General features: G+C 59.0%; 17 protein-coding genes. 13 read left to right on the forward strand and 4 right to left on the reverse strand.

Annotation, left to right across the window (positions count from 1 at the left end; all coding sequences use genetic code 11):
• Positions 1 to 87 precede the first annotated feature (87 nt).
• The 6 genes from thrC to purF all read left to right on the forward strand — a co-directional run bounded on the left by thrC (position 88) and on the right by purF (position 7,363).
• On the forward strand, positions 88 to 1,146 hold the full coding sequence (thrC, locus tag DXY29_RS09090) for a threonine synthase (RefSeq protein WP_115024707.1): 1,059 nt from the start codon (positions 88 to 90) through the stop codon (positions 1,144 to 1,146).
• A gap of 47 nt (positions 1,147 to 1,193) precedes the next feature.
• Positions 1,194 to 1,397: a hypothetical protein gene (locus DXY29_RS13045; protein ID WP_136987741.1), complete on the forward strand. Its 204-nt coding sequence runs from the start codon at positions 1,194 to 1,196 to the stop codon at positions 1,395 to 1,397.
• Between the two features lie 182 nt (positions 1,398 to 1,579).
• A complete protein-coding gene (dnaN, locus tag DXY29_RS09100; RefSeq protein WP_115024709.1) occupies positions 1,580 to 2,737 on the forward strand; it encodes a DNA polymerase III subunit beta in 1,158 nt (385 codons plus the stop codon).
• Between the two features lies 1 nt (position 2,738).
• On the forward strand, positions 2,739 to 3,497 hold the full coding sequence (locus tag DXY29_RS09105; RefSeq protein WP_115024710.1) for an RNA methyltransferase: 759 nt from the start codon (positions 2,739 to 2,741) through the stop codon (positions 3,495 to 3,497).
• 40 nt (positions 3,498 to 3,537) lie between these two features.
• Positions 3,538 to 5,844, forward strand: a complete 2,307-nt coding sequence (gene purL / locus DXY29_RS09110; protein ID WP_115024711.1) for a phosphoribosylformylglycinamidine synthase subunit PurL — start codon at positions 3,538 to 3,540, stop codon at positions 5,842 to 5,844.
• Positions 5,845 to 5,905: 61 nt separating this feature from the next.
• Positions 5,906 to 7,363, forward strand: coding sequence for an amidophosphoribosyltransferase (gene purF, locus DXY29_RS09115; RefSeq protein WP_115024712.1), 1,458 nt, complete (start codon positions 5,906 to 5,908; stop codon positions 7,361 to 7,363).
• A gap of 3 nt (positions 7,364 to 7,366) precedes the next feature.
• On the opposite strand, the gene DXY29_RS09120 is transcribed toward purF, so the two are convergent.
• From DXY29_RS09120 to queG, 3 genes are all read right to left on the reverse strand, one after another.
• The gene (locus DXY29_RS09120; protein WP_115024713.1) at positions 7,367 to 9,835 is read right to left on the reverse strand and encodes a DNA topoisomerase (ATP-hydrolyzing) subunit A; all 2,469 of its coding nucleotides are present in this window, start codon (positions 9,833 to 9,835) and stop codon (positions 7,367 to 7,369) included.
• 45 nt (positions 9,836 to 9,880) lie between these two features.
• The gene (locus tag DXY29_RS09125) at positions 9,881 to 10,717 is read right to left on the reverse strand and encodes a tetratricopeptide repeat protein (protein ID WP_115025024.1); all 837 of its coding nucleotides are present in this window, start codon (positions 10,715 to 10,717) and stop codon (positions 9,881 to 9,883) included.
• Positions 10,718 to 10,781: 64 nt separating this feature from the next.
• Positions 10,782 to 11,747: a tRNA epoxyqueuosine(34) reductase QueG gene (gene queG / locus DXY29_RS09130; protein ID WP_115024714.1), complete on the reverse strand. Its 966-nt coding sequence runs from the start codon at positions 11,745 to 11,747 to the stop codon at positions 10,782 to 10,784.
• Positions 11,748 to 11,783: 36 nt separating this feature from the next.
• Between queG and DXY29_RS09135 the strand changes: the two genes are divergently transcribed.
• The 7 genes from DXY29_RS09135 to DXY29_RS09165 all read left to right on the forward strand — a co-directional run bounded on the left by DXY29_RS09135 (position 11,784) and on the right by DXY29_RS09165 (position 18,966).
• Entirely contained in the window at positions 11,784 to 12,431 is a 648-nt protein-coding gene (locus tag DXY29_RS09135; RefSeq protein WP_115024715.1) for an HpsJ family protein, read from the forward strand.
• A gap of 50 nt (positions 12,432 to 12,481) precedes the next feature.
• Positions 12,482 to 13,216, forward strand: a complete 735-nt coding sequence (locus DXY29_RS09140; RefSeq protein WP_115024716.1) for a DUF502 domain-containing protein — start codon at positions 12,482 to 12,484, stop codon at positions 13,214 to 13,216.
• A gap of 3 nt (positions 13,217 to 13,219) precedes the next feature.
• Positions 13,220 to 13,855, forward strand: a complete 636-nt coding sequence (gene nusB, locus DXY29_RS09145; protein ID WP_115024717.1) for a transcription antitermination factor NusB — start codon at positions 13,220 to 13,222, stop codon at positions 13,853 to 13,855.
• Entirely contained in the window at positions 13,855 to 15,402 is a 1,548-nt protein-coding gene (gene ftsY / locus DXY29_RS09150) for a signal recognition particle-docking protein FtsY (protein ID WP_115024718.1), read from the forward strand. The genes nusB and ftsY overlap by 1 nt, the downstream gene beginning before the upstream one ends.
• A gap of 35 nt (positions 15,403 to 15,437) precedes the next feature.
• Entirely contained in the window at positions 15,438 to 16,850 is a 1,413-nt protein-coding gene (locus DXY29_RS09155) for a PP2C family protein-serine/threonine phosphatase (RefSeq protein WP_115024719.1), read from the forward strand.
• Between the two features lie 28 nt (positions 16,851 to 16,878).
• Positions 16,879 to 18,297 (forward strand): argininosuccinate lyase, encoded by a 1,419-nt coding sequence (gene argH, locus DXY29_RS09160; RefSeq protein ID WP_115025025.1) that lies wholly within the window; start codon positions 16,879 to 16,881, stop codon positions 18,295 to 18,297.
• 126 nt (positions 18,298 to 18,423) lie between these two features.
• A complete protein-coding gene (locus DXY29_RS09165; RefSeq protein WP_115024720.1) occupies positions 18,424 to 18,966 on the forward strand; it encodes an RNA-binding protein in 543 nt (180 codons plus the stop codon).
• 13 nt (positions 18,967 to 18,979) lie between these two features.
• Here the strand turns inward: DXY29_RS09165 and dusA are convergent, their stop codons facing one another.
• Positions 18,980 to 19,975: a tRNA dihydrouridine(20/20a) synthase DusA gene (gene dusA, locus DXY29_RS09170; RefSeq protein ID WP_115024721.1), complete on the reverse strand. Its 996-nt coding sequence runs from the start codon at positions 19,973 to 19,975 to the stop codon at positions 18,980 to 18,982.
• Between the last annotated feature and the right edge of the window lie 40 nt (positions 19,976 to 20,015).

Genomic DNA, 20,015 nt, shown 5'->3' on the forward strand with positions numbered 1-20,015 from the left:
GACGCCGCCTAGATTCCGGAAATCCCCCCATCCCAGCCGGTGTCCCTGTTTCAGAACCTCCGTCGGCGTTTCACTGCCACCCCTGTGATGCAGGACTGGCCTGGACTGATTGAGGCCTATCGCAGCTGGCTTCCCGTCACCGATGCAACCCCGGTGATCACCCTTCGGGAGGGAGCCACTCCTCTGATTCCCGTGCCATCGATTGCGGAACAGATCGGCAAGGGCGTGAAAGTGTTCGTGAAATACGACGGCCTGAATCCCACAGGGTCCTTCAAGGACCGGGGCATGACCATGGCCATCAGCAAAGCCAAGGAAGCCGGTTGTGAAGCGGTGATCTGTGCAAGCACAGGCAACACCAGTGCAGCAGCAGCGGCCTATGCCCGGCGGGGAGGAATGCGGGCCTTCGTGTTGATCCCTGATGGCTATGTCGCCCAGGGAAAACTGGCTCAAGCTCTGGTGTATGGCGCTGAGGTCTTAGCGATCCGCGGCAACTTCGATCGTGCCCTGGACATCGTTCGGGAAGCGGCGGAGAAGTATCCGGTCACCCTGGTGAACTCGGTGAACCCCTACCGGCTTCAGGGCCAAAAGACGGCTGCTTTCGAAATCGTGGATGCCCTCGGAGACGCACCCGACTGGCTTTGCATTCCCATGGGCAACGCGGGAAATATCACCGCCTATTGGATGGGTTTTCAGGAATATCAGCAGGCGGGCCGTAGCCGGAACCTGCCCCGGATGATGGGCTTCCAGGCCAGCGGATCAGCTCCTCTGGTGAACAACACGACGGTGACGGACCCCGAAACCATCGCCACAGCCATCCGCATCGGCAACCCAGTCAACCGAGCCAAGGCCCTGGCGGCACGCGAAGCCAGCAAAGGAGCGTTCCTGGATGTCACCGATGCGGAAATCATCGAGGCTTACAAACTCTTGGGCGGTCAGGAGGGAATCTTCTGCGAACCCGCCAGTGCTGCATCTGTGGCAGGCCTGCTCAAACGCAAGGATGAAGTACCAGCTGGCTCAACGGTGGTCTGCGTTCTGACCGGCAACGGCCTCAAGGATCCCGACTGCGCCATCAGCAACAACGACGCCGCCTTCCACACCGACCTCAATCCCGATCTCGACACCGTTGCCAATGTCATGGGCTTCTAAAACGGCATTCCATCGACGTCCTCCAGCCCCCCAACGGGGGCTTTTTCATGGCCATTGGAGAAAACCAGCCGACAAAGCGGCTGCAGAAAACAAGCAAAAACCGAATGCACACGCTGTGGAAAACAGGTGAAAACAACTCCTCCGACCAAGTGGATGGTTTTCCACCTGCTGTGAAGACGTGGAAAACAGGTCTGCACTCCCCATTCCGTAAAAAATTCTCCTCAAGCATTGGTGAAGCAGAACTCTCTTGACCACTGACTTTCAAGCAGCTTTCCCCCTTTTCCCCAGGCCCTACTACGACTGTTTTATTTTTATTTTTTTAAATCCATAAGAACAAAACAGCCGAAAAGAGGATCCCGTTGCGCTGGCCATTGCACTTCCCCTCAGCCTGTGAAACGGTGGGGCACCTCAGCGCACTCAGGTCGTCAGGACGATGAAGGTGGTCTGTTCACAGTCCGAACTGAATAGCGCCTTGCAATTGGTGAGCCGTGCGGTGGCAACCCGGCCCACCCACCCGGTTCTGGCCAATGTGTTGCTTACGGCCGATGCTGGAAGCAATCGCCTCAGCCTGACGGGATTCGATCTGAGTCTGGGGATTCAGACCTCTCTCGCCGCCAGTGTGGAAACCAGTGGAGCGATCACGCTTCCGGCCCGATTGCTGGGAGAGATTGTCTCCCGTTTATCCAGCGATTCTCCGGTCACTCTCGCGGTAGAAGATGCCGGCGAGCAGGTTCAGCTCACCAGCCTGAGTGGGAGCTATCAGATGCGCGGTATGAGTGCTGATGACTACCCCGATCTCCCGATGGTGGAGAGCGGCATGACGCTCAAACTTCAGCCTGAACGGTTGGTGCAGGCGCTCAAGGGCACCCTGTTCGCGAGCAGCGGCGATGAAGCGAAGCAACTGCTCACCGGTGTTCATTTGAAGTTCAACCAGCGGGCTCTAGAAGCTGCTGCCACCGATGGACACCGCCTTGCTGTACTCAATGTTGACGACGCTCTGCAGGATGCGGCCATCGCTGATGCCGTTGATGAACAGGGTTTCGCGGTGACCCTCCCCGCACGTTCTCTTCGAGAGGTCGAGCGTTTGATGGCGTCCTGGCGTTCCGATGAACCCGTCAGTTTGTTTTGTGATCGTGGCCAAGTGGTGTTTCTCGCTGCCGACCAGATGGTCACCAGTCGCACGCTGGAGGGCACCTATCCCAATTACGGCCAGTTGATTCCCGATGGATTCACCCGCACGTTCGGGATGGATCGTCGTTCATTGATTGCTGCTCTGGAACGCATTGCTGTTCTTGCTGATCAACACAACAACGTCGTGAAATTCAGCAGTCAGCCTGAGGAGGGTGTTGTGTTGATCAGTGCTGATGCACAGGATGTGGGCAGCGGCTCCGAGTCACTACCAGCCAGCCTTGATGGTGATGCCATGCAGATTGCTTTCAATGTTCGCTATTTGCTGGATGGTCTCAAAGCCATGGGCTCTGATCGGATTGTTCTGCACTGCAATGCACCCACCACGCCGGCTGTGCTTCGTTCCGATGAAACGTCTGAAGCTTTCACGTATCTGGTAATGCCCGTTCAGATTCGTTCCTGATGTGTCTCTTCCGGATCAGCTTCTCCTCAGTGATCTTCTGAGTCATACCGTCCGCTGTGATCTGGGCTTGGATCACGGACCTGGGGTGATGGCTTGGATGCATCCGCCCGTGCATCGGTTGCTGGGTTGGGTCAGCCGACCGTCAGCTCTGCGTATGTCTCGCGATGTGTGGCGTTTGAACCAATGTTGTGGTTTTACGGATCAGCAGGTGTTTGTGCGCGGCGAACCGGCGGTCACCGATCAGGTGATGCTGGAACGCTTGCCGACGTTGATGGAGGCAACGTTGCTTGATCGTGATGGTGAGCGAATTGGCAGCGTTGTTGATCTTGATTTCCGACCAGCGGACGGCGCGATTCTTCACTATCTGATCGCCCGCAGCGACCCGCGACTTCCAGGGAGTTCCCGCTGGCGTTTGGCTCCGGATCGCATCCTTGACCAGCAACCGGGTCAGATTCAAACCGCCCTGATGGGATTGGATGATTTGCCGATGGCCCGCGCCAGTGTCCGTCAAGACCTGCTCCAACGCACCCAACGTTGGCGGGACCAGTTGCGCGTCATGGGTGATCGGGCTGGCGATCGCCTGGAGGGTTGGTTGGAGGACTCACCAATGGATGATCTGCGGCCAGAGCCCATCCGCTCTTCGCTAGGGGACGTCGAATCAGAGCCCGTCTCTGAGCGTGAATCTGAGGTCTGGGACGACGACAGCTGGGAGGAAACTCCGTCCCCCCGCCGCCGACAGGACGAAGACCCCTGGGTCTGACGGTCGGTCGGCAACACTGGGGGGAGGTGCTCCGCGATTCGTGGTTTCCTCCCCTGCGTACGACATAGCTGCAGCCCTGAAGCAGGAAGGGCTTAAGCCCAGTGACTGGGATGAGATCTGTCGGCGGCTCGGTCGTGAGCCGAACCGAGCTGAGTTGGGCATGTTCGGTGTGATGTGGTCCGAACATTGCTGCTATCGCAATTCCCGGCCCTTGCTGAGTGGTTTCCCCACTGAGGGACCGCGCATTTTGGTAGGACCTGGAGAAAATGCCGGCGTGGTCGATCTCGGTGGGGGCCACCGGTTGGCCTTCAAGATCGAAAGCCATAACCACCCCTCCGCCGTTGAACCCTTTCAGGGGGCGGCAACAGGGGTGGGCGGGATCCTGCGTGACATCTTCACGATGGGGGCCCGTCCGATCGCGCTGCTGAATGCCCTGCGCTTTGGTCCCCTTGAGGACTCCGCCAATGTTGGCCTGATGGAAGGTGTGGTGGCTGGCATTGCCCACTACGGCAATTGCGTCGGCGTGCCGACGGTGGGCGGTGAGGTGGCCTTTGACCCCTCCTATTCCGGTAATCCCCTGGTGAATGCCATGGCACTCGGTCTGATGGAGACCGAGGAGATCGTCAAATCCGGAGCGATCGGCGTTGGCAATCCCGTGGTTTATGTGGGCAGTACCACCGGCCGGGATGGCATGGGCGGAGCCAGCTTTGCCAGTGCTGAGCTGAGTGCCGATTCCTTGGATGATCGCCCCGCTGTTCAAGTGGGTGATCCGTTTCAGGAGAAAGGGCTGATCGAAGCTTGTCTTGAGGCCTTTGCCAGTGGTGATGTGGTGGCAGCGCAGGACATGGGTGCTGCTGGGCTCACCTGCAGCTGTTCGGAAATGGCCGCCAAAGGGGGTCTGGGGGTGGAGCTGGATCTCGACCGTGTTCCGGCCCGTGAAACCGGGATGACGGCTTACGAGTTTCTGTTGTCGGAATCCCAGGAACGGATGTTGTTCGTGGTCAAGGCCGGGCGGGAGGAGGCGCTGATGCAGCGGTTCCGTCGCTGGGGATTGCAGGCGGCGGTTGTGGGCAAAGTGCTCCAGGAGCCGATTGTGCGGGTGTTGCATCACGGTGCTGTTGCTGCTGAGGTGCCCGCCACAGCTCTTGCCGATGACACCCCGATCGAAAAACATGCTCTGTTGCAGGAGCCCCCGGCGGATCTTCAGGCCCTCTGGAGCTGGACTGAGCAGGAGCTTCCCGAGCTGAGCGATGCAGCTGCAGCTCTGCTTCAGCTCTTGGACGATCCCACCATCGCGAGCAAGCACTGGGTTCACCGTCAGTACGACCAGCAGGTGTTGGCCAACACAGTGGTGTCATCCGGCGCAGCCGATGCCGCTGTGGTGCGGCTGAGACCTCAGCAGGGTGACGGATCGATGGCTGCGTCCAACCGTGGTGTTGCCGCCACGGTGGACTGCCCCAACCGTTGGGTCGCTCTTGACCCCGAACGTGGTGCGCAGGCGGCCGTCGCTGAAGCAGCACGCAACCTCAGTTGTGTGGGAGCTGATCCCCTGGCGGTCACCGACAACCTCAATTTCCCTTCACCGGAAACGCCGAAGGGGTTTTGGCAGTTGGCCATGGCCTGTCGGGGGATTTCCGACGCCTGCCGGGCTCTTAATACCCCCGTTACCGGCGGGAATGTCTCCTTGTACAACGAGACCAAACAGGATGACGGCACGATGCAGCCGATTCATCCCACGCCGGTGATCGGCATGGTTGGTTGTGTGGACGACATCAGTCGTGTGACTGGTTTGGCTTGGCAGCAGCCCGGCGATTCAATCTTTCTCATCGGCGTTCCGCCGGATGATGTTGCAGATCCCAGCCTTGGTTTGGCGGGCAGTGCTTATCAGCAGCAGAGCCTTGGGTCGCTGGCAGGACGTCCGCCCCAGCCCGATCTCGTTGTCGAAGCCGCAGTGGGGTGTCTGGTTCGTGAGGCCATTGCTCAGGGTCTGCTGGCCTCCGCCCATGACTGCAGTGATGGTGGTCTCGCTGTGGCTTTGGTTGAATCTTGCATTGCTTCTGATCTCGGCATCAATGTGACGTTGACGACAGGTTCAGCGCGTTTGGATCGGGTGCTTTTCGCTGAAGGCGGCAGTCGCGTCATTGTGTCTGTGAACGCAGCCTGCCTCCCTGGCTGGGAGCAGTTGATCGGAGCCCGTGCAGGACTCTCTGTCACCTCGCTTGGCAGCGTCACAGCGGAGCCTCGCGTGGTGATCCGATCTGAATCTGCAGTTCAGTTCGATCTTGAGGTTGAACGGTGCGCAGCTGTCTTCCGTGATGCGTTGCCCCGACGGATTCATTCGGAGTGATTGAGTCAGGCGTTTCCTGACGGCCGATTCTCTTCCTTTTCTCTCTGTCTACGGATTCATCATGTGCGGCATTATCGGCATGTTCTGTGTTGACTCAGTCAACCAACAAATCTACGACAATCTGCTTCTGCTTCAGCACCGTGGGCAGGATTCGGCTGGGATTGTCACGATGGACAATCACACCTTCCATGTGCACAAACAAAAGGGACGTGTGCGTGAAGCGTTTCGCACCCGAGACATGCGAAAGCTTTTGGGCAATGCTGGTATCGGTCATGTTCGCTATGCGACCCGTGGTGCTGCTGCTTCTGAGGAGGAAGTTCAGCCTTTTTATGTGAATGCTCCCTATGGCATCACCTTTGTTCACAACGGTAATCTCACCAACACTCTTCAGCTCGAGCAGGATCTATTCAGGATTGATCGTCGTCATACAAATTCGACGAGCGATACGGAGATGTTGCTCAATGTGTTGGCTACCGAGGTTCAATCTCAGCTCACGGGTCGAGATCTCACGCCCGATCAGTTGTTTGATGCGGTGGCATCTCTGCATCACCGCGTTCAGGGCTCCTATGCGGCCATTGCTCTGATTGCGGGTCATGGAATGCTGGCGTTCCGTGATCCCTATGGAATTCGTCCTCTGATTTTGGGTAGGCGTTTATCCGACCAGGGTCAGGAGGAGTGGATTGTCGCTAGTGAGTCGTTGGTGATTGAAAACAGTGGCTACGAGATCGTTCGCGATGTTGATCCTGGTGAGGCCGTATTTATCGATGTCAATGCCAACTTGCACCAGCGTCAGTGTGCAGATTCTCCTCGGTTGATTCCTTGTGCTTTTGAGTACGTCTATCTGGCACGGCCGGATTCTTTAATGAACGGTATTTCAGTCTATGAGTCGCGTTTAAGGATGGGTGATCGTCTTGCTAAAACGATTTCTGAAACATTACCGGCTGGAGATATCGATGTTGTGATGCCGATTCCGGATTCAGCGAGGCCGTCTGCGATGCAGGTCGCCAAGCAATTGGGTCTTGACTATCGCGAAGGTTTTTATAAGAACCGCTATGTCGGTCGAACCTTTATTATGCCGGGTCAGGCGGAACGAAAAAAATCAGTACGTCAGAAACTAAATGCCCTTGGTACTGAATTCGCCGGCAAGAATGTGTTAATTGTCGATGATTCTATTGTTCGCGGTACTACCTCCCGCGAAATTGTTCAGATGGCGCGTAGTGCCGGCGCCAATAAGGTGACATTTACATCAGCGGCTCCCCCTGTCCGCTATCCCAATGTTTATGGAATCAATATGCCGACCAGGGCGGAACTTCTTGCCCATGGTCGAACAATTGATGACATTTCAGATGTTCTTGGTGCTGATCATGTTGTTTATCAGACCGTTGAGAATTTGCTGGAAAGCATTGTCGAAAATACCGACATCAAGGATCTAGAGATGTCTTGTTTTGATGGGCATTATGTAACTGGTGGTATTGATGAAGAGTATTTCGGGTGGTTGGAGCAGAATTGCAGCTCCTGATGATCAGCTGTTCAGTTGAATTGTGTTGATCACTTCAACGATTGTTTCACCATTCTGAAGAGAAGTTTGTTGGCTTAATCTTTCCCCTGGTTGTGTGATGTTGATGTCGTCCGGATCCATGCGCCCGTGACGCTCTTTGCTTGTCCGCACTCCCATGAGTCCGGTTTGATCGCTGATCCCGACAAGACGATCAGATTCGGTGTCAATCTCAACGGCCATGCTGCCGAGATCGCCGCGTTGGTTGTATCGCAGGCCTGAGCAATCGACACGGCTGATCCACCCTTGTTGGCTGATCAGCATGAGTGGTGTCTGTTCTGCGCAGACAGCTCCGATGATCTGTTCCCCTGGCAGCAATCGCATGGTCATGGGTCCCTGTGCCAATCGACCCATCAATGGAAGGGAGTCCTCGGTGACGCGCAGACGCAAGAGCCGACCGATGTCGCTGATCAGAACCAGTGTTCCCTGGTCGCGGCAGATCACAGCAGTGTTGAGCTCGACGCCTTCCTTCAATTTGAGAACGCTTGTGGCTCGACCGGAAAGGTCCACGACCTCGCTCAGAGGAATTCGTTTGAAGCGACCATCGCTGCTGAGTAAGCCCAGACTGTGATCATCTGTGTTTTGGTGGGGCAGCGACAGAAGGGAGACGATGCGGTCTCCATCAAGGCCGGTGGGCAGGAAACGCCCGATCTGACCAGGCTGTTGTCCGGCAAATTCCCAGCGCACTTGAGCAATGCGGCCGCCGGCACTCACCGCCAGCAGTCTCGGTGGGGGTTCGATCGGCAGGATCACCTGTGCCGGAGACGGTGCGTCGCCAATTGGGCAAGGATCATTGAGATGGAGGCGGCCCAGCACCTGAGGGGTGACGATTTTTACTTGTCCATCGGCTTGGATCAGCACCCGACCATCCCCAGGCAATGCGGATAGGGCCTGCTGACGCAGGAGTTCTGTATTCGGCCGTTGGCTGGCTGCCCGTTCGGCCATCAGTGCATCGCCACCTTCCACGAGTCGGGTTCGACGGGGGGTGCTGAAGCGCTTCTTCAACCCCTTGAGTTCCGTCACCATCGCGTCCAGCAATTGATCCCGGTTGTCGAGCAGCAACTTGAGGCGTTGACGTTCCGCCCGCAGTTCATCCAGCTCCTGTCGCAGGCTTTCCTGCTCGAGTCCCGTCAGGCGCCTGAGGGGCATGGCCAACACTGCATCCGCCTGTCGTTCGCTGAGGTCGAGCCGCACCATCAAGCTCGCGCGGGCCGATGCAGCGTCATTGGCCTCTTGAATCATGGCGATCACGGCCTGAAGATTGTTCAGGGCCGTGATCAGTCCTTCTACGACGTCAAGCCTGTCTTCTGTCTTGCGGAGCGCATGACTGGTGCGTCTAATCAGGGTCAGTTCCCTGAAATCGAGAAAGGTCTGCAGCAGTTGGCGTAAGGAAAGCTGCTGGGGTTGTCCATCAACAAGGGCCAGCAGGATGGCTCCGAAGTTGCTCTGCAGAGCCGTTCGTCGTTGCAGATCCTTCAAAACCTTGTCTGGATCCGCATCACGGCGCAGTTCCACCACAACGCGCATGCCTTCCCGGTCGCTTTCGTCACGGATATCGGCGATTCCACCGATCTTTCCGTCGTTGACGGACTCGGCCAGCTTTTCAATCCAGCCGGCCTTGCTGAGCTGGTATGGCAATTCCGTGACGACAACGGCATTGCGCTTGTGGCGCCCCTTGCCGGGTTGCACTTCTTCGATGTGGGCGACGCCTCGCATCGGGATACTGCCGCGTCCACGCAAATAGGTGTCCTGTAGCCCCGAGCTGATCAGCACTTCACCGCCGGTTGGAAAGTCCGGCCCTGGGATCAGTTCCAGAAGTTTCTCGTCACTCACTTCCGGCTTCCGGATCAGGGTGATCAGACCATCCACCACTTCTCCCAGATTGTGTGGCGGAATGCTGGTGGCCATGCCGACGGCGATGCCAGAGCAGCCGTTCAGCAGCAGGAAGGGGAGCTGGGCAGGCAGAACGGTGGGTTCCTGTTGGGATCCATCGAAGTTCGGCGCAAAATCAACCGTGTCTTCACCGATCTCCTCAAGCATCGCCTGGTGGGAGATGGGCGCCAGGCGGGTTTCGGTGTACCGCATCGCCGCCGGTGGGTCGTCGTCCACCGAGCCGAAATTGCCGTGGCCGTCCAGCAGTGGGTGACGGCTGGAGAAGGTCTGAACAAGCCGCACCAGGGCGTCGTAAACCGCCTGATCACCGTGGGGGTGGTACTTGCCCAGCACGTCACCAACGACCCTCGCGCATTTGCGGTAAGGACGGTCTGGGGTGAGCCCCAGTTCCTGCATCGCGTAGAGGATGCGTCGTTGGACGGGCTTGAGACCATCGCGGGCATCGGGCAACGCCCGACCCACGATCACGCTCATCGCGTATTCGAGGTAGGAGCGCTGCATCTCCTGATGCAGAGCGATCGGTTGAACGCGCTCCTCAGCCATTCGGTCTGTCGATCTCCGACCGGAAGGCGCTCAGCCTACAGATGATCACTGGCTTTTCTTCCACGTTGCGTTGGCTTGGGCCCGTTCAACAATGTTGGTGAGCTCCGGCTCACCGAGCAATTGTGCCGTCGCTTCACGGATGCGACGACCCCAGAGCTGTTCCGCTTGGTGCATTGGCAAGACGTAGTTGGGGTTTTGGGCCAGTGCTGTTGATGCCAGCTGGATCGCTTCTGTCTGCTCACCCTGTTGGTGCAGAGCTGCGGCCAGAGCCAGCATGGGTTCTGCATTGTTTTCAATGGTCAGAACTCTGCGCCAGCGGCGAATTGCTTCATCAAGCTCTCCCATCTCATAAAGAACCAGGGATTGGTTGTTGAGTGCTTCCCAAAAGTTCGGTTTCAGTGCCGTGGCTTTTTCGAACGATTTCAGCGCCAGCGGGAAATTGTTCTGCATGATCCTGGCGTTGCCGAGGTCGAAATAGGCCGCAGCGTTTTCTGGATCCAGTTGAAGTCCTCTAGTGATGAGAGGCACTGCATCATTAGGTTTTTCCGCCCGTAGGGCGATCGCTGCTTCGGCAAACCAAAGGCCGGCCTTTTCCGGTTTCAGAGACTTGGCGCGAGCAAGTGACTGACTTGCCCCTTCAAGATCGTTACTACGCAATTGCGCTTCAGCCAGAACCGACCAGAACCTTTCGTCGTTTGGATCCAGTCGAACTGCTAAAGCTGCAAGTTTTGCTGCTTGTTCAGGCTGCCCCAGTTGAAGCAGCTGTGCAGCGGTACGTCCGATTCCGATCGATGAGCCTTTGAGCTCCTCTTCGGTGGGCAGATAGACGTAGGGAATGAGGGCGTTGGCTGCCGGCGCGCCGAACCAACCGCTGAGGACCATCAATGCAGCCGCCAGCGTTCGACTGAAGCGAATTCGACGCAGCACTGGTTCGTTGTTGGAGTGGCTAAAGCGTAGGTGTGGGATCCGGTTGTGCTGCAGCGGCATTGCGGCGCCACATCCAGGGTTTTATCCGCCGTAATGCCGACCCTCGCAGGTTCTGGTCCCAGACCTTGTCATCCCAGTGCTGGACGTCGTTCCGGTGCAGGTTCAGCAGCCACGGGCGCGGCTGCACATCGGGATCGTTGCTGTGGGGCAATGTCCGATGGTTCCAGGGGCAGACGTCTTGGCAGATGTCACACCCCGCCACCCATGGGCCAAGGGCAGCGCGAATGCTCTCCGGTAGAGCCTCCGCTCGGTTTTCGATTGTGTGAAAGGCCAGGCAGCGCCTTGCATCCACCACAAAAGGTTCACGGATCGCATCCGTCGGGCATGCATCCATGCAGGCGGTGCAGCGTCCACAGAGGCTTCGCGCTGGTGGGTCGGCGTCCAGGGGCTCCGTGGTTAGGAGATGGCCGATCACCATCCACGAGCCCCGTTGGGGGTGAATCAGATTGCTGTTCTTGCCGATCCAGCCCAGCCCGGCTTCCTCGGCCCAGGCCTTGTCCAGCAGCGGTGCAGCGTCCACACAGGCTCGCCAGCCACATTCGGGCCGCTGTTCCGATAGCCAACGACCAATCCTCCGGAGCCGTTGATCAACAACACGGTGGTAGTCCCGTCCCCAGCCATAGCGGGCGACCTTGAGGGATCCGGGGGAGGGTTGGTCTTTGACGAAATAGTTGAGGCCGACGGCAAGCACGCTGGTGAGTCCTTCCAACAAAAGTGTTGGATCTCGACGTCGGGGGGCCGCCATCCAGGCCATGTCGGCCTGATGCCCATGGTCCAACCAACGCTGTAGAGCTTCCGTACGCAGCTGCAGCCGTGGACTTCCCGGGATCCTGGCAATCCCAACAGGATTGAAGCCCTCCTCGGCGGCGCGGCGCTTCAGGGCCTGACTTAACCGCGTCTGTTGATCGGTGACATGCCCTTGCATCGACCTTAGTGTTGGGCGCTATTAAGCATCTTCTTTGTGACCGGCACCGAGACAGGACGATTTGCACCCTTGCTGCGGTGGCTCGGCTTGACCCTTGTGGTGATCCTCGTGTTGCAGATGGTGGCTGTTTTGGTGGGCGTCGACTGGAGCGCGGATGCTCCCCGCCCGCAGGTCACCGGCCCCCTGGTGGCCTTGGCTCCTCTGGGTTTTGCCGGTTTGCTGATCTGCCTGATTGGGTCCCGGCTGGATCACCCTCAGCAGCAGCGCAGTCCTCTGCGCCTGCTGGTCGCCGTTTGTTCAGCACTGTTAGCTCTCGGCATGGTGATTGCCGTTCCCATGTCGATGGATGGTGGAGCAGGTGACGTTGCCCGTTTGCGCAATCTTGAGCAGGGCCGCGAAGCCCTCAAGGATGCTCGGGCCTTCCGCGCCGATGAAGCGCAGGTGACGTCCCTGGGTGAGCAGCTGGCTCAGGCTGGTCAACTCGCCGCGGATGCCTCCGATGAGGACAAGTTGCGGGCTGCCGAAACGATGGTTGACGATCAGATCGCACAGATGGAGGAGCAACTCAAGACCGTTGAGGCCGGCCAGACACGCGAATCCAGGCAGAGGTTCATTGGCGGAACCATCAATGCTGTGGTCCTCGCCGTCGCTTTTGTGCTCCTTGCTTTCACGGCAGTGCTCTGACCGCTGGTTAGGTTGGTCAGACTTCATTCAAAGCTGGGCGCAGAGGCTCCTTGGTCCAGTCCAATCCCAGACCTGATCTGCCGCTGTCCGCAAGGCTTCGGCAGGATCTGAAGAACGACCTGATCGCAGGGTTGCTCGTGGTGATCCCACTCGCGACCACGATCTGGTTGTCAACAATCGTCAGTCGCTTCGTTCTGGCGTTCTTGACCTCGATCCCGAAGCAGTTCAATCCCTTCATCACCCTGAACCCACTGCTTCAGGATCTGATCAATCTGGCTCTCGGTCTCACGGTGCCTCTGATGGGCATCCTCCTGATCGGATTAATGGCCCGAAATATCGTTGGCCGCTGGTTGTTGGAGTTCGGTGAAGGCACCCTGAGCCGGATCCCCCTCGCTGGGTCGGTTTACAAGACCCTGAAGCAGTTACTGGAGACCTTTCTTCGCGACAACTCCACCCGGTTCCGTCGAGTTGTTCTGGTGGAGTACCCAAGAGAGGGGTTATTCAGCGTCGGTTTTGTGACCGGTGAGGTTGGTCCCTCGCTGCAGTCCGATCTGAAGGAGCCTCTTTTAAGTGTGTTCATTCCCACCGCTCCGAATCCAACCACCGGTTGGTACACCCTTGTTCCTGCGGGGTCCGTCCGGGAGCTTGAGATCAGTGTTGAAGAGGCCTTCCGAACGATCATTTCTGCTGGCATCGTCAACCCCGATGATCGGGAAGCACCCGTGAATCGAAGTTTCTCCAGCCTCATGGCCCAGTTGCGGGCTTCTGCATCTCCTTCCAGCTGAGTCATGGCGACACGATCTCTTTCACGCGAGCTAGCTCTGCTCGTGCTCGGTCAGGTGCCGGAACAGAAGTCAGCCTCAGTGGCTGATTTGGCCCTTGATTCCATCCTTGATCAGGCCCTCGACACCCTCACCCAGCATTGGCGCGAATCGCTCGATGCCAGTGCTGCAGAGCTGGAGCAGGCGCAGCAGTCATTGCTGGACAGCGAGTTGCAGCAGGGCGAAACCGGAACCCATGACGCTGTGCGCACCCATCTGCGCTCATCCTTGAGTGCCGCTGAACAGGTGCTGAACGGATTGTCCGCCAGCCTTGAGTTGCCTCGGCTGTTGTTGCTCGGGGACCAGGAGCAGATTCGCCGTGGTGCCATGGAGCGGGTTCAGAAGGTGCTGACCCAGCGCGAGGGCATCGACACACGGCTGGATCAGGTGATGGAGGGCTGGAGACTGACGCGTCTTCCGCGGATTGACCGCGACATCCTCCGGTTGGCTGTTGTTGATCTTGAAAGCCTGCGAACTCCAGCCCCGGTGGCGTTTAACGAAGCGGTTGAACTGGCCAACCGTTACAGCGATGAGCAGGGTCGCCGGATGATTAACGGTGTCTTGCGCCGGTTTCATGACGCTCAATCCAAAGCATCAGCCTGATGGTGTTCAACTGGTTCGAACGACAGGCTGAGGAGTCTCCGAAGCCAGAGCCGACGCCCACCCCGGCGCCTACATCGGAGCCGTCTCCTGCCCCGGAGCCCACTCAGGAGCCCACGTCGGTTTCTTCTGAAGTTGCTGTCACCCAACCAGAGCCGACCCCAGTTCCTGAAGTCAACGAGGAGGAAGACGAGGCCCTGGCTTGGGCCCGTGAGGCTTACGCCCGCTTGAAGGCACAGCAGCAGGCCGCGACGCCTCCAGCTGACGCTGTCCCCGAGCCCACTCCTGAGCCGAGTCCCGAACCAACCCCGGCACCGGCACCGGTATCCCTACCGACTCCGTCCCCGCTACCGAGTCAGCCACCAACTCAGACGCCATCCCCAGCACCAGCACAAGGGCTGTCGTTGCTGGAGCAAGCCGCAGCTCAACGCCAGCAGCGTCAGCAGGATCTGGACAACAGAGCCTTCGAGGCTCCCCCTGCACCCACTCCGGCTCCAGCGCCCGAGCCCACCGTCGACTCGGATGAGCCACGGCTGGGTGACTTTGATCAGGATTTCACTTGGTCGGCTGAGGTGCTTGCGGCCCAAGGGCGTCGTGTTGATCAGGTTTCCCTCGAGGAAATTGATTGGTTGGGCCGGCTTCGCCGCGGCCTCGAGAAGACCCGTCAGGGTTTTGTGACCGGTCTTCTCGAGAACCTTGGTGACGATCCGCTGACGCCTGAGGTTCTCGACGATCTCGAAACCTTGTTGTTGAGGGCTGATGCTGGCGTCCAGGCCACCGATCAGGTGCTGGATGCCTTGCGGCAGCGGATGAATCAGGAGGTGGTTGACCCTCAAGAAGGGATTCGCTTCCTCAAAGAACAGCTGCGTGGCCTGTTGGATGCGCCGATCCAGGCCAGTGGTGTTCCCCTTCTGGCGCCGGAACGGGATCGCCTCAACATCTGGTTGATGGTGGGGGTGAATGGGGTTGGTAAGACAACGACCCTTGGGAAATTGGCCAACCTGGCTGTTCGCAGCGGTTATTCGGCTTTAATCGCGGCCGCAGATACCTTCCGTGCTGCTGCTGTCCAGCAAGTTGAGATCTGGGGCGAGCGCAGCGATGTCCCCGTGGTGTCGAACCCCAGCAGCAATGCGGATCCAGCTGCCGTTGTGTTCGATGCCATCGGTGCGGCCCGTTCGCGGGGGTCGGATTTGCTGCTGGTGGACACGGCCGGACGGCTGCAGACCAAGCACAACCTGATGGAGGAACTCCAAAAAGTCAGGAAGATCATCGACCGTTTGGCGCCGGAGGCGAAGGTCGAATCGTTGCTGGTTCTTGATGCAAGCCAGGGTCAGAACGGGCTTCGTCAGGCCATGGCCTTTGCTGAGGCGGCCGGGCTCACTGGCGTTGTGATCACGAAACTGGACGGCACAGCCCGTGGCGGCGTGGCTCTGGCGGTGTCGTCTGAGGCTGGCTTGCCGATTCGTTTTATTGGCGCTGGTGAGGGGATTCGCGATTTGCGCCCCTTCAACAGTTTTGAATTCATTGAGGCTCTGCTGGCTGGACGCTGAAGCGTTGCTACCTTGCGGATCACGGTGGTGCGAGGTTGAGCAGCAAGCCTCCCGGACGTCATCCCAGGCCCTCGCAGCGGACCGGGAATCCTTCGCCCCAGGCGATCGACTCGTTGCGTCAGCTTTTTGACAGCCTCAGCAGCGAACAGCGCCGCAACCAGGACCTGTTGGTCTCCTTGGGGTTTGCTCTGCGCAGCTTCACCAATCTTCAACGGTTTCTTGAGCTTGTGCCTGTCGTGGCCTCGCGTCTGGTGGGGGTTGAGGGTGCCCTGCTGGTTCCGTTTCAGACGGATGGTCGCCTCTGGCGTGATCAGTTGCAGGGTATTCCGGTGGAGCCTTCACAGGATCTGTTGCGGCGGCTGGCCGCTTTTGAACCTGGGTCTGCAGCAGGGTTTGGCAGCGACGACCAGCAGGTGCTGGCGCTTGATCGTCTGGTCCAACGCTGCCTTCCCAAAGCGGGTCTGTTTGCCACGTCTGTGACGGCCCGTGGTCGGTCGCGGGGCCGCCTTTACGTCTATGCCCGCAACGGTTCATTGGTCTGGACCGAGGTGCATCGTCGGCATGTCCAGTTGGTGGCGGATCTCGCTGGTGTTGCGATCGAAAACGATCAGATGCTGCAGGATGCCCGCCGTCATGAGCGGGTCGACCGACAACTCAGCATCGGAGCAGACATTCAGGCCCAGTTGTTGCCGGATCGGTGCCCCGTGATCGAGGGCGTCGACTTGGCTGCGCGGTGCCGGCCTGCTTTTCAGGTGGGCGGTGATTACTACGACTTCATTCCCACCCGTCCGGAACTGATCGGCCGTCGTCGAGAGCGGGGTCGTTGGGCGCTGGTGATGGGAGATGTCATGGGCAAAGGCGTTCCTGCCGGGCTGCTGATGACGATGTTGCGCGGGATGCTGCGTGCTGAGGTTCTCAGTGGGCTGCCGCCGGACCGGATTCTTCATGACCTCAACCAGTTGGCTCAAGAGGACCTCGCGCAATCCCACCGGTTTGTGACGCTGTTTTATTCCGATCTGGATCCGCGCACGTTGCGGTTGCGCTATGCCAACGCGGCCCATAACCCTCCCTTGCTCTGGCGTGCTGAACGACGGGTGATCATGCGGCTGGATGCCGCAGGGTTGCTGATCGGTCTTCAGCCTGAGGCTGAGTTTGCCCTTGGTGAGGTTCGGCTCGAACCGGGAGACGTGTTGCTCTATTACACCGATGGCGTGACGGAAGCACCGGGGATCACTGGAGATCGTTTTGATGAGGCGCGGCTGATTCGTGCCCTTGAAACGGCATGTCGCAGTGGTCAGGGGGCGCAGGGGATTCTTGAAAGCCTGTTTGAACGCTTGGATCGATTTGTGGGTTCGGATCGCCAGCTGGAGGATGACGCTTCCCTTGTGGTGCTGAAGGTTCCGGAAGCGGTCACGTTGCCGAGTGTGCAGGGACGGTCAATCGCCTGACAAGCTGAGGAAATCGACGGATGAACTGATGGCTGGTGGGGTGACCGGTGGTGCTGCAGGGACCTGGAGCGATCGTTTTGAGCAGGGTTTGCATCCCTTCATCGAGGCGTTCAATGCCTCCATCGGTTTTGACCTCACGTTGCTTCAGGAGGATCTGGATGGATCGATCGCTCATGCCCGGATGTTGGCTGGCGCGGGAGTGATCACCGAGGCGGAAGCTGAGCAACTGGTGGAGGGCCTTGAGACAGTTCGTGCTGAGGCGGCGTCCGGCAGTTTTCAGCCCGGTTTGGCGGATGAGGATGTTCACTTCGCTGTGGAACGTCGTCTCATTGCTCTGCTGGGTCCAGTGGGCAAGAAGCTGCACACCGGACGCAGCCGCAACGATCAGGTCGGTACCGATTTACGGCTCTGGCTGCGTCGACGGCTGGATGGTCTGGATCAGGATCTGCAGCGGTTGCAGGGTGCGCTGCTGACCCAGGCGGATCGTCATCGCCGCACGATGATCCCCGGGTACACCCATCTGCAGCGGGCGCAACCGCTCTGTCTCGCCCATCACCTCCTCGCCTACGTCGAGATGTTGGAGCGCGACCGTGAGCGGCTCCAGGATGTGCGGAAACGCGTGAACATCTGCCCGCTTGGGGCTGCTGCACTGGCGGGTACACCGGTGCCGATTGATCGCCAGCGCACGGCGAAGGAGCTTGGTTTTTCAGCGGTTTATGCCAACAGCCTTGATGCCGTCAGCGACCGTGATTTCTGCGTTGAGTTCTCTGCTGCTGCGTCCCTGGTGATGGTGCATCTGAGCCGTCTGGCGGAAGAGGTGATCGCCTGGGCGTCCGAGGAATTTGGCTTCGTGAGGCTCAGCGACCGCTGTGCCACGGGCAGCAGCCTGATGCCTCAGAAGAAAAATCCAGATGTTCCCGAATTGGTGCGGGGCAAAACCGGTCGCGTCTTCGGGCACTTGCAGGGGTTGTTAACCATGATCAAGGGTCTTCCACTGGCCTACAACAAGGATTTTCAGGAAGACAAGGAGGCCCTGTTTGATGCCTTCCGCACAACACGTGATTGTGTTGAGGCGATGGCGATTTTGTTTGAGGAAGGCCTTGATTTCAGAGTCGAGCGCCTCAATGAAGCGGTGGAGCAGGATTTCTCCAATGCAACCGATGTGGCTGACTATCTGGTGGCTCGTGGTGTTCCATTTCGCGAGGCCTATCAATTGGTTGGCGCTGTCGTTCGGCGCTGTCTCGAGCAGGGTTGTTTGTTGCGGGACCTTGATCTGAGTGCCTGGAAGGAACTCCATCCAGCCTTTGAGGCGGATCTGCATGACGCCCTGGCTCCCCGGGCGGTTGTGGCTGCTCGTCGCAGTGAAGGGGGAACGGGATTTGAGCGTGTTGATGAACAGCTTCAGCGCTGGTTACAGCGTTACAACGGAAGTCAAGCGGTGGGATGACTCTCCCCCATAAACGGGTCTACGCTTAATTAGCCAGAGGTATGTCACTTCGTTCCGGAGTCATGGCCCGATGGCAATATTCCAGGCCTCTTCGGTCCACTGTTTCGTACCCGGTCCACGCAAAACGTGAGCATTTTTGTCGGCAACCTTCCCTTCCGCGCTGAGCAGGAAGATGTGATTGAACTGTTTGCCCAGTTCGGTGAAGTGTCTAACTGTGCGTTGCCGCTCGAGCGGGATACAGGACGCAAGCGTGGTTTTGCGTTCATCGAGATGGCGGATGAGTCCACCGAAGACGCAGCGATTGAGGGTCTTCAGGGTGCAGAACTGATGGGCCGTCCTCTGCGGATCAACAAAGCTGAACCCCGGGGCAGTGCTCCCCGTCGTGGCGGTGGCGGCTACGGCGGTGGCGGTGGTGGCGGCTACGGCGGTGGCGGTGGTGGCGGCTACGGCGGTGGTGGCGGCTACGGCGGTGGCGGTGGTGGCGGCTACGGCGGTGGCGGTGGTGGTGATCGCCCCTCCGGAGCTCGCGGCTGGGAAGATCGCAGCTATGGAGCCCGCGATAACAACAGTGGAGAAGGCAATGCCTACGACGAAGGCCGAAGCCGTCGTCGCCGTGGATCCTCCAGTGGTGGTGATGACTATTCCGGTTACGGCGGAGCTCAGGGCTGACGCCAGTTGTTGATCAGAGTCCTGCGTCCTTGAGCTGTTGCCAGGCATGGACCAGGACACTGAGGTCGGCTCCGGGTCGCTGGGCTTTCTCTCCCAGCTCCCGGCGCCAGTGCCGGGCACCTCGGACGCCTTCCACGAGCTGCACAAGGTGACGGCAAAGGTCCCATAAACGTCCTCCTCGCTCCAGATGAGCGGCCGCATGGGGAAGCAGGCCGTCCACGACGTCTGACGCCAGGATCTGGCGTTCCTCTTCTCCGAAGATCAAGGCATCGACGCTGGTCCAGCGCAGGGGATGGCTATAAGCGGCTCGCCCCACCATGGCGCCATCGCACCCTTCCAGCGCCAAAAGGCAGTCTTCAGGTGACTCCAGCCCCCCATTGAGTTCAATCACCAGATCGGGTCGGCGCTGCTTTAGGGCATGCACGCGGTCATGCCTGAGCGCAGGAATCGTTCGGTTCTGCTTGGGATCCAGGCCCTCCAGCCAGGCCTTACGCGCATGAACAGCGAAGCGGCTGGCCCCTGCCAGCGCCACACGATCCACAAAGTTCGTCAGCAACGCGTCGCTGTCGAGGTCGTCAATTCCAATCCGATGCTTCACGGTCACAGGGAGTCCCCCCGCGTCCACCATGGCTTCCACGCAGCGGGCGACAAGATCCGGCTCCGCCATCAGACAGGCTCCGAAATTGCCGGCCTGCACCTTCTGACTGGGACAGCCCACATTGAGGTTGATCTCGTCGTAGCCCCAGTCCTGAGCCAGGCGTGCGGCTTCTGCCAGCAGGGCTGGATCGTCGCCGCCCACCTGCAGTGCGATCGGATGTTCAACAGGATCGAAATCCAGCAGCTTGTTGCGTCGCTTGCTGTGGTGGAGCGCCTGGGCCACGACCATTTCGCTGTAGAGCAGAGCTCTGCGGCTGATCTGCCGCATCAGCACCCGGAAGTGACGGTCGGTGCAATCCAGCATCGGCGCCACACTGAAGCGGTAGGCAGCGTTGGATCCGGCGGCGGTCATCAATCCATTAGAACCGCTCGAGATTCCCCCGTCAGCATCG

This window comes from Synechococcus sp. UW69 (assembly GCF_900474185.1).
Classification (GTDB): Bacteria; Cyanobacteriota; Cyanobacteriia; order PCC-6307; family Cyanobiaceae; genus Parasynechococcus.

What these genes read in the sequence shown, in the direction of transcription:
- dusA (WP_115024721.1), bottom strand. Translation starts at nt 19,975, where the DNA reads ATGACCGCCGCCGGATCCAACGCTGCCTACCGCTTCAGTGTGGCGCCG.
- ftsY (WP_115024718.1), top strand. Translation starts at nt 13,855, where the DNA reads ATGGTGTTCAACTGGTTCGAACGACAGGCTGAGGAGTCTCCGAAGCCA.
- DXY29_RS09125 (WP_115025024.1), bottom strand. Translation starts at nt 10,717, where the DNA reads ATGGTCCTCAGCGGTTGGTTCGGCGCGCCGGCAGCCAACGCCCTCATT.
- dnaN (WP_115024709.1), top strand. Translation starts at nt 1,580, where the DNA reads ATGAAGGTGGTCTGTTCACAGTCCGAACTGAATAGCGCCTTGCAATTG.
- DXY29_RS13045 (WP_136987741.1), top strand. Translation starts at nt 1,194, where the DNA reads ATGGCCATTGGAGAAAACCAGCCGACAAAGCGGCTGCAGAAAACAAGC.
- DXY29_RS09120 (WP_115024713.1), bottom strand. Translation starts at nt 9,835, where the DNA reads ATGGCTGAGGAGCGCGTTCAACCGATCGCTCTGCATCAGGAGATGCAG.
- thrC (WP_115024707.1), top strand. Translation starts at nt 88, where the DNA reads ATGCAGGACTGGCCTGGACTGATTGAGGCCTATCGCAGCTGGCTTCCC.
- purF (WP_115024712.1), top strand. Translation starts at nt 5,906, where the DNA reads ATGTGCGGCATTATCGGCATGTTCTGTGTTGACTCAGTCAACCAACAA.
- argH (WP_115025025.1), top strand. Translation starts at nt 16,879, where the DNA reads ATGGCTGGTGGGGTGACCGGTGGTGCTGCAGGGACCTGGAGCGATCGT.
- nusB (WP_115024717.1), top strand. Translation starts at nt 13,220, where the DNA reads ATGGCGACACGATCTCTTTCACGCGAGCTAGCTCTGCTCGTGCTCGGT.
- queG (WP_115024714.1), bottom strand. Translation starts at nt 11,747, where the DNA reads ATGCAAGGGCATGTCACCGATCAACAGACGCGGTTAAGTCAGGCCCTG.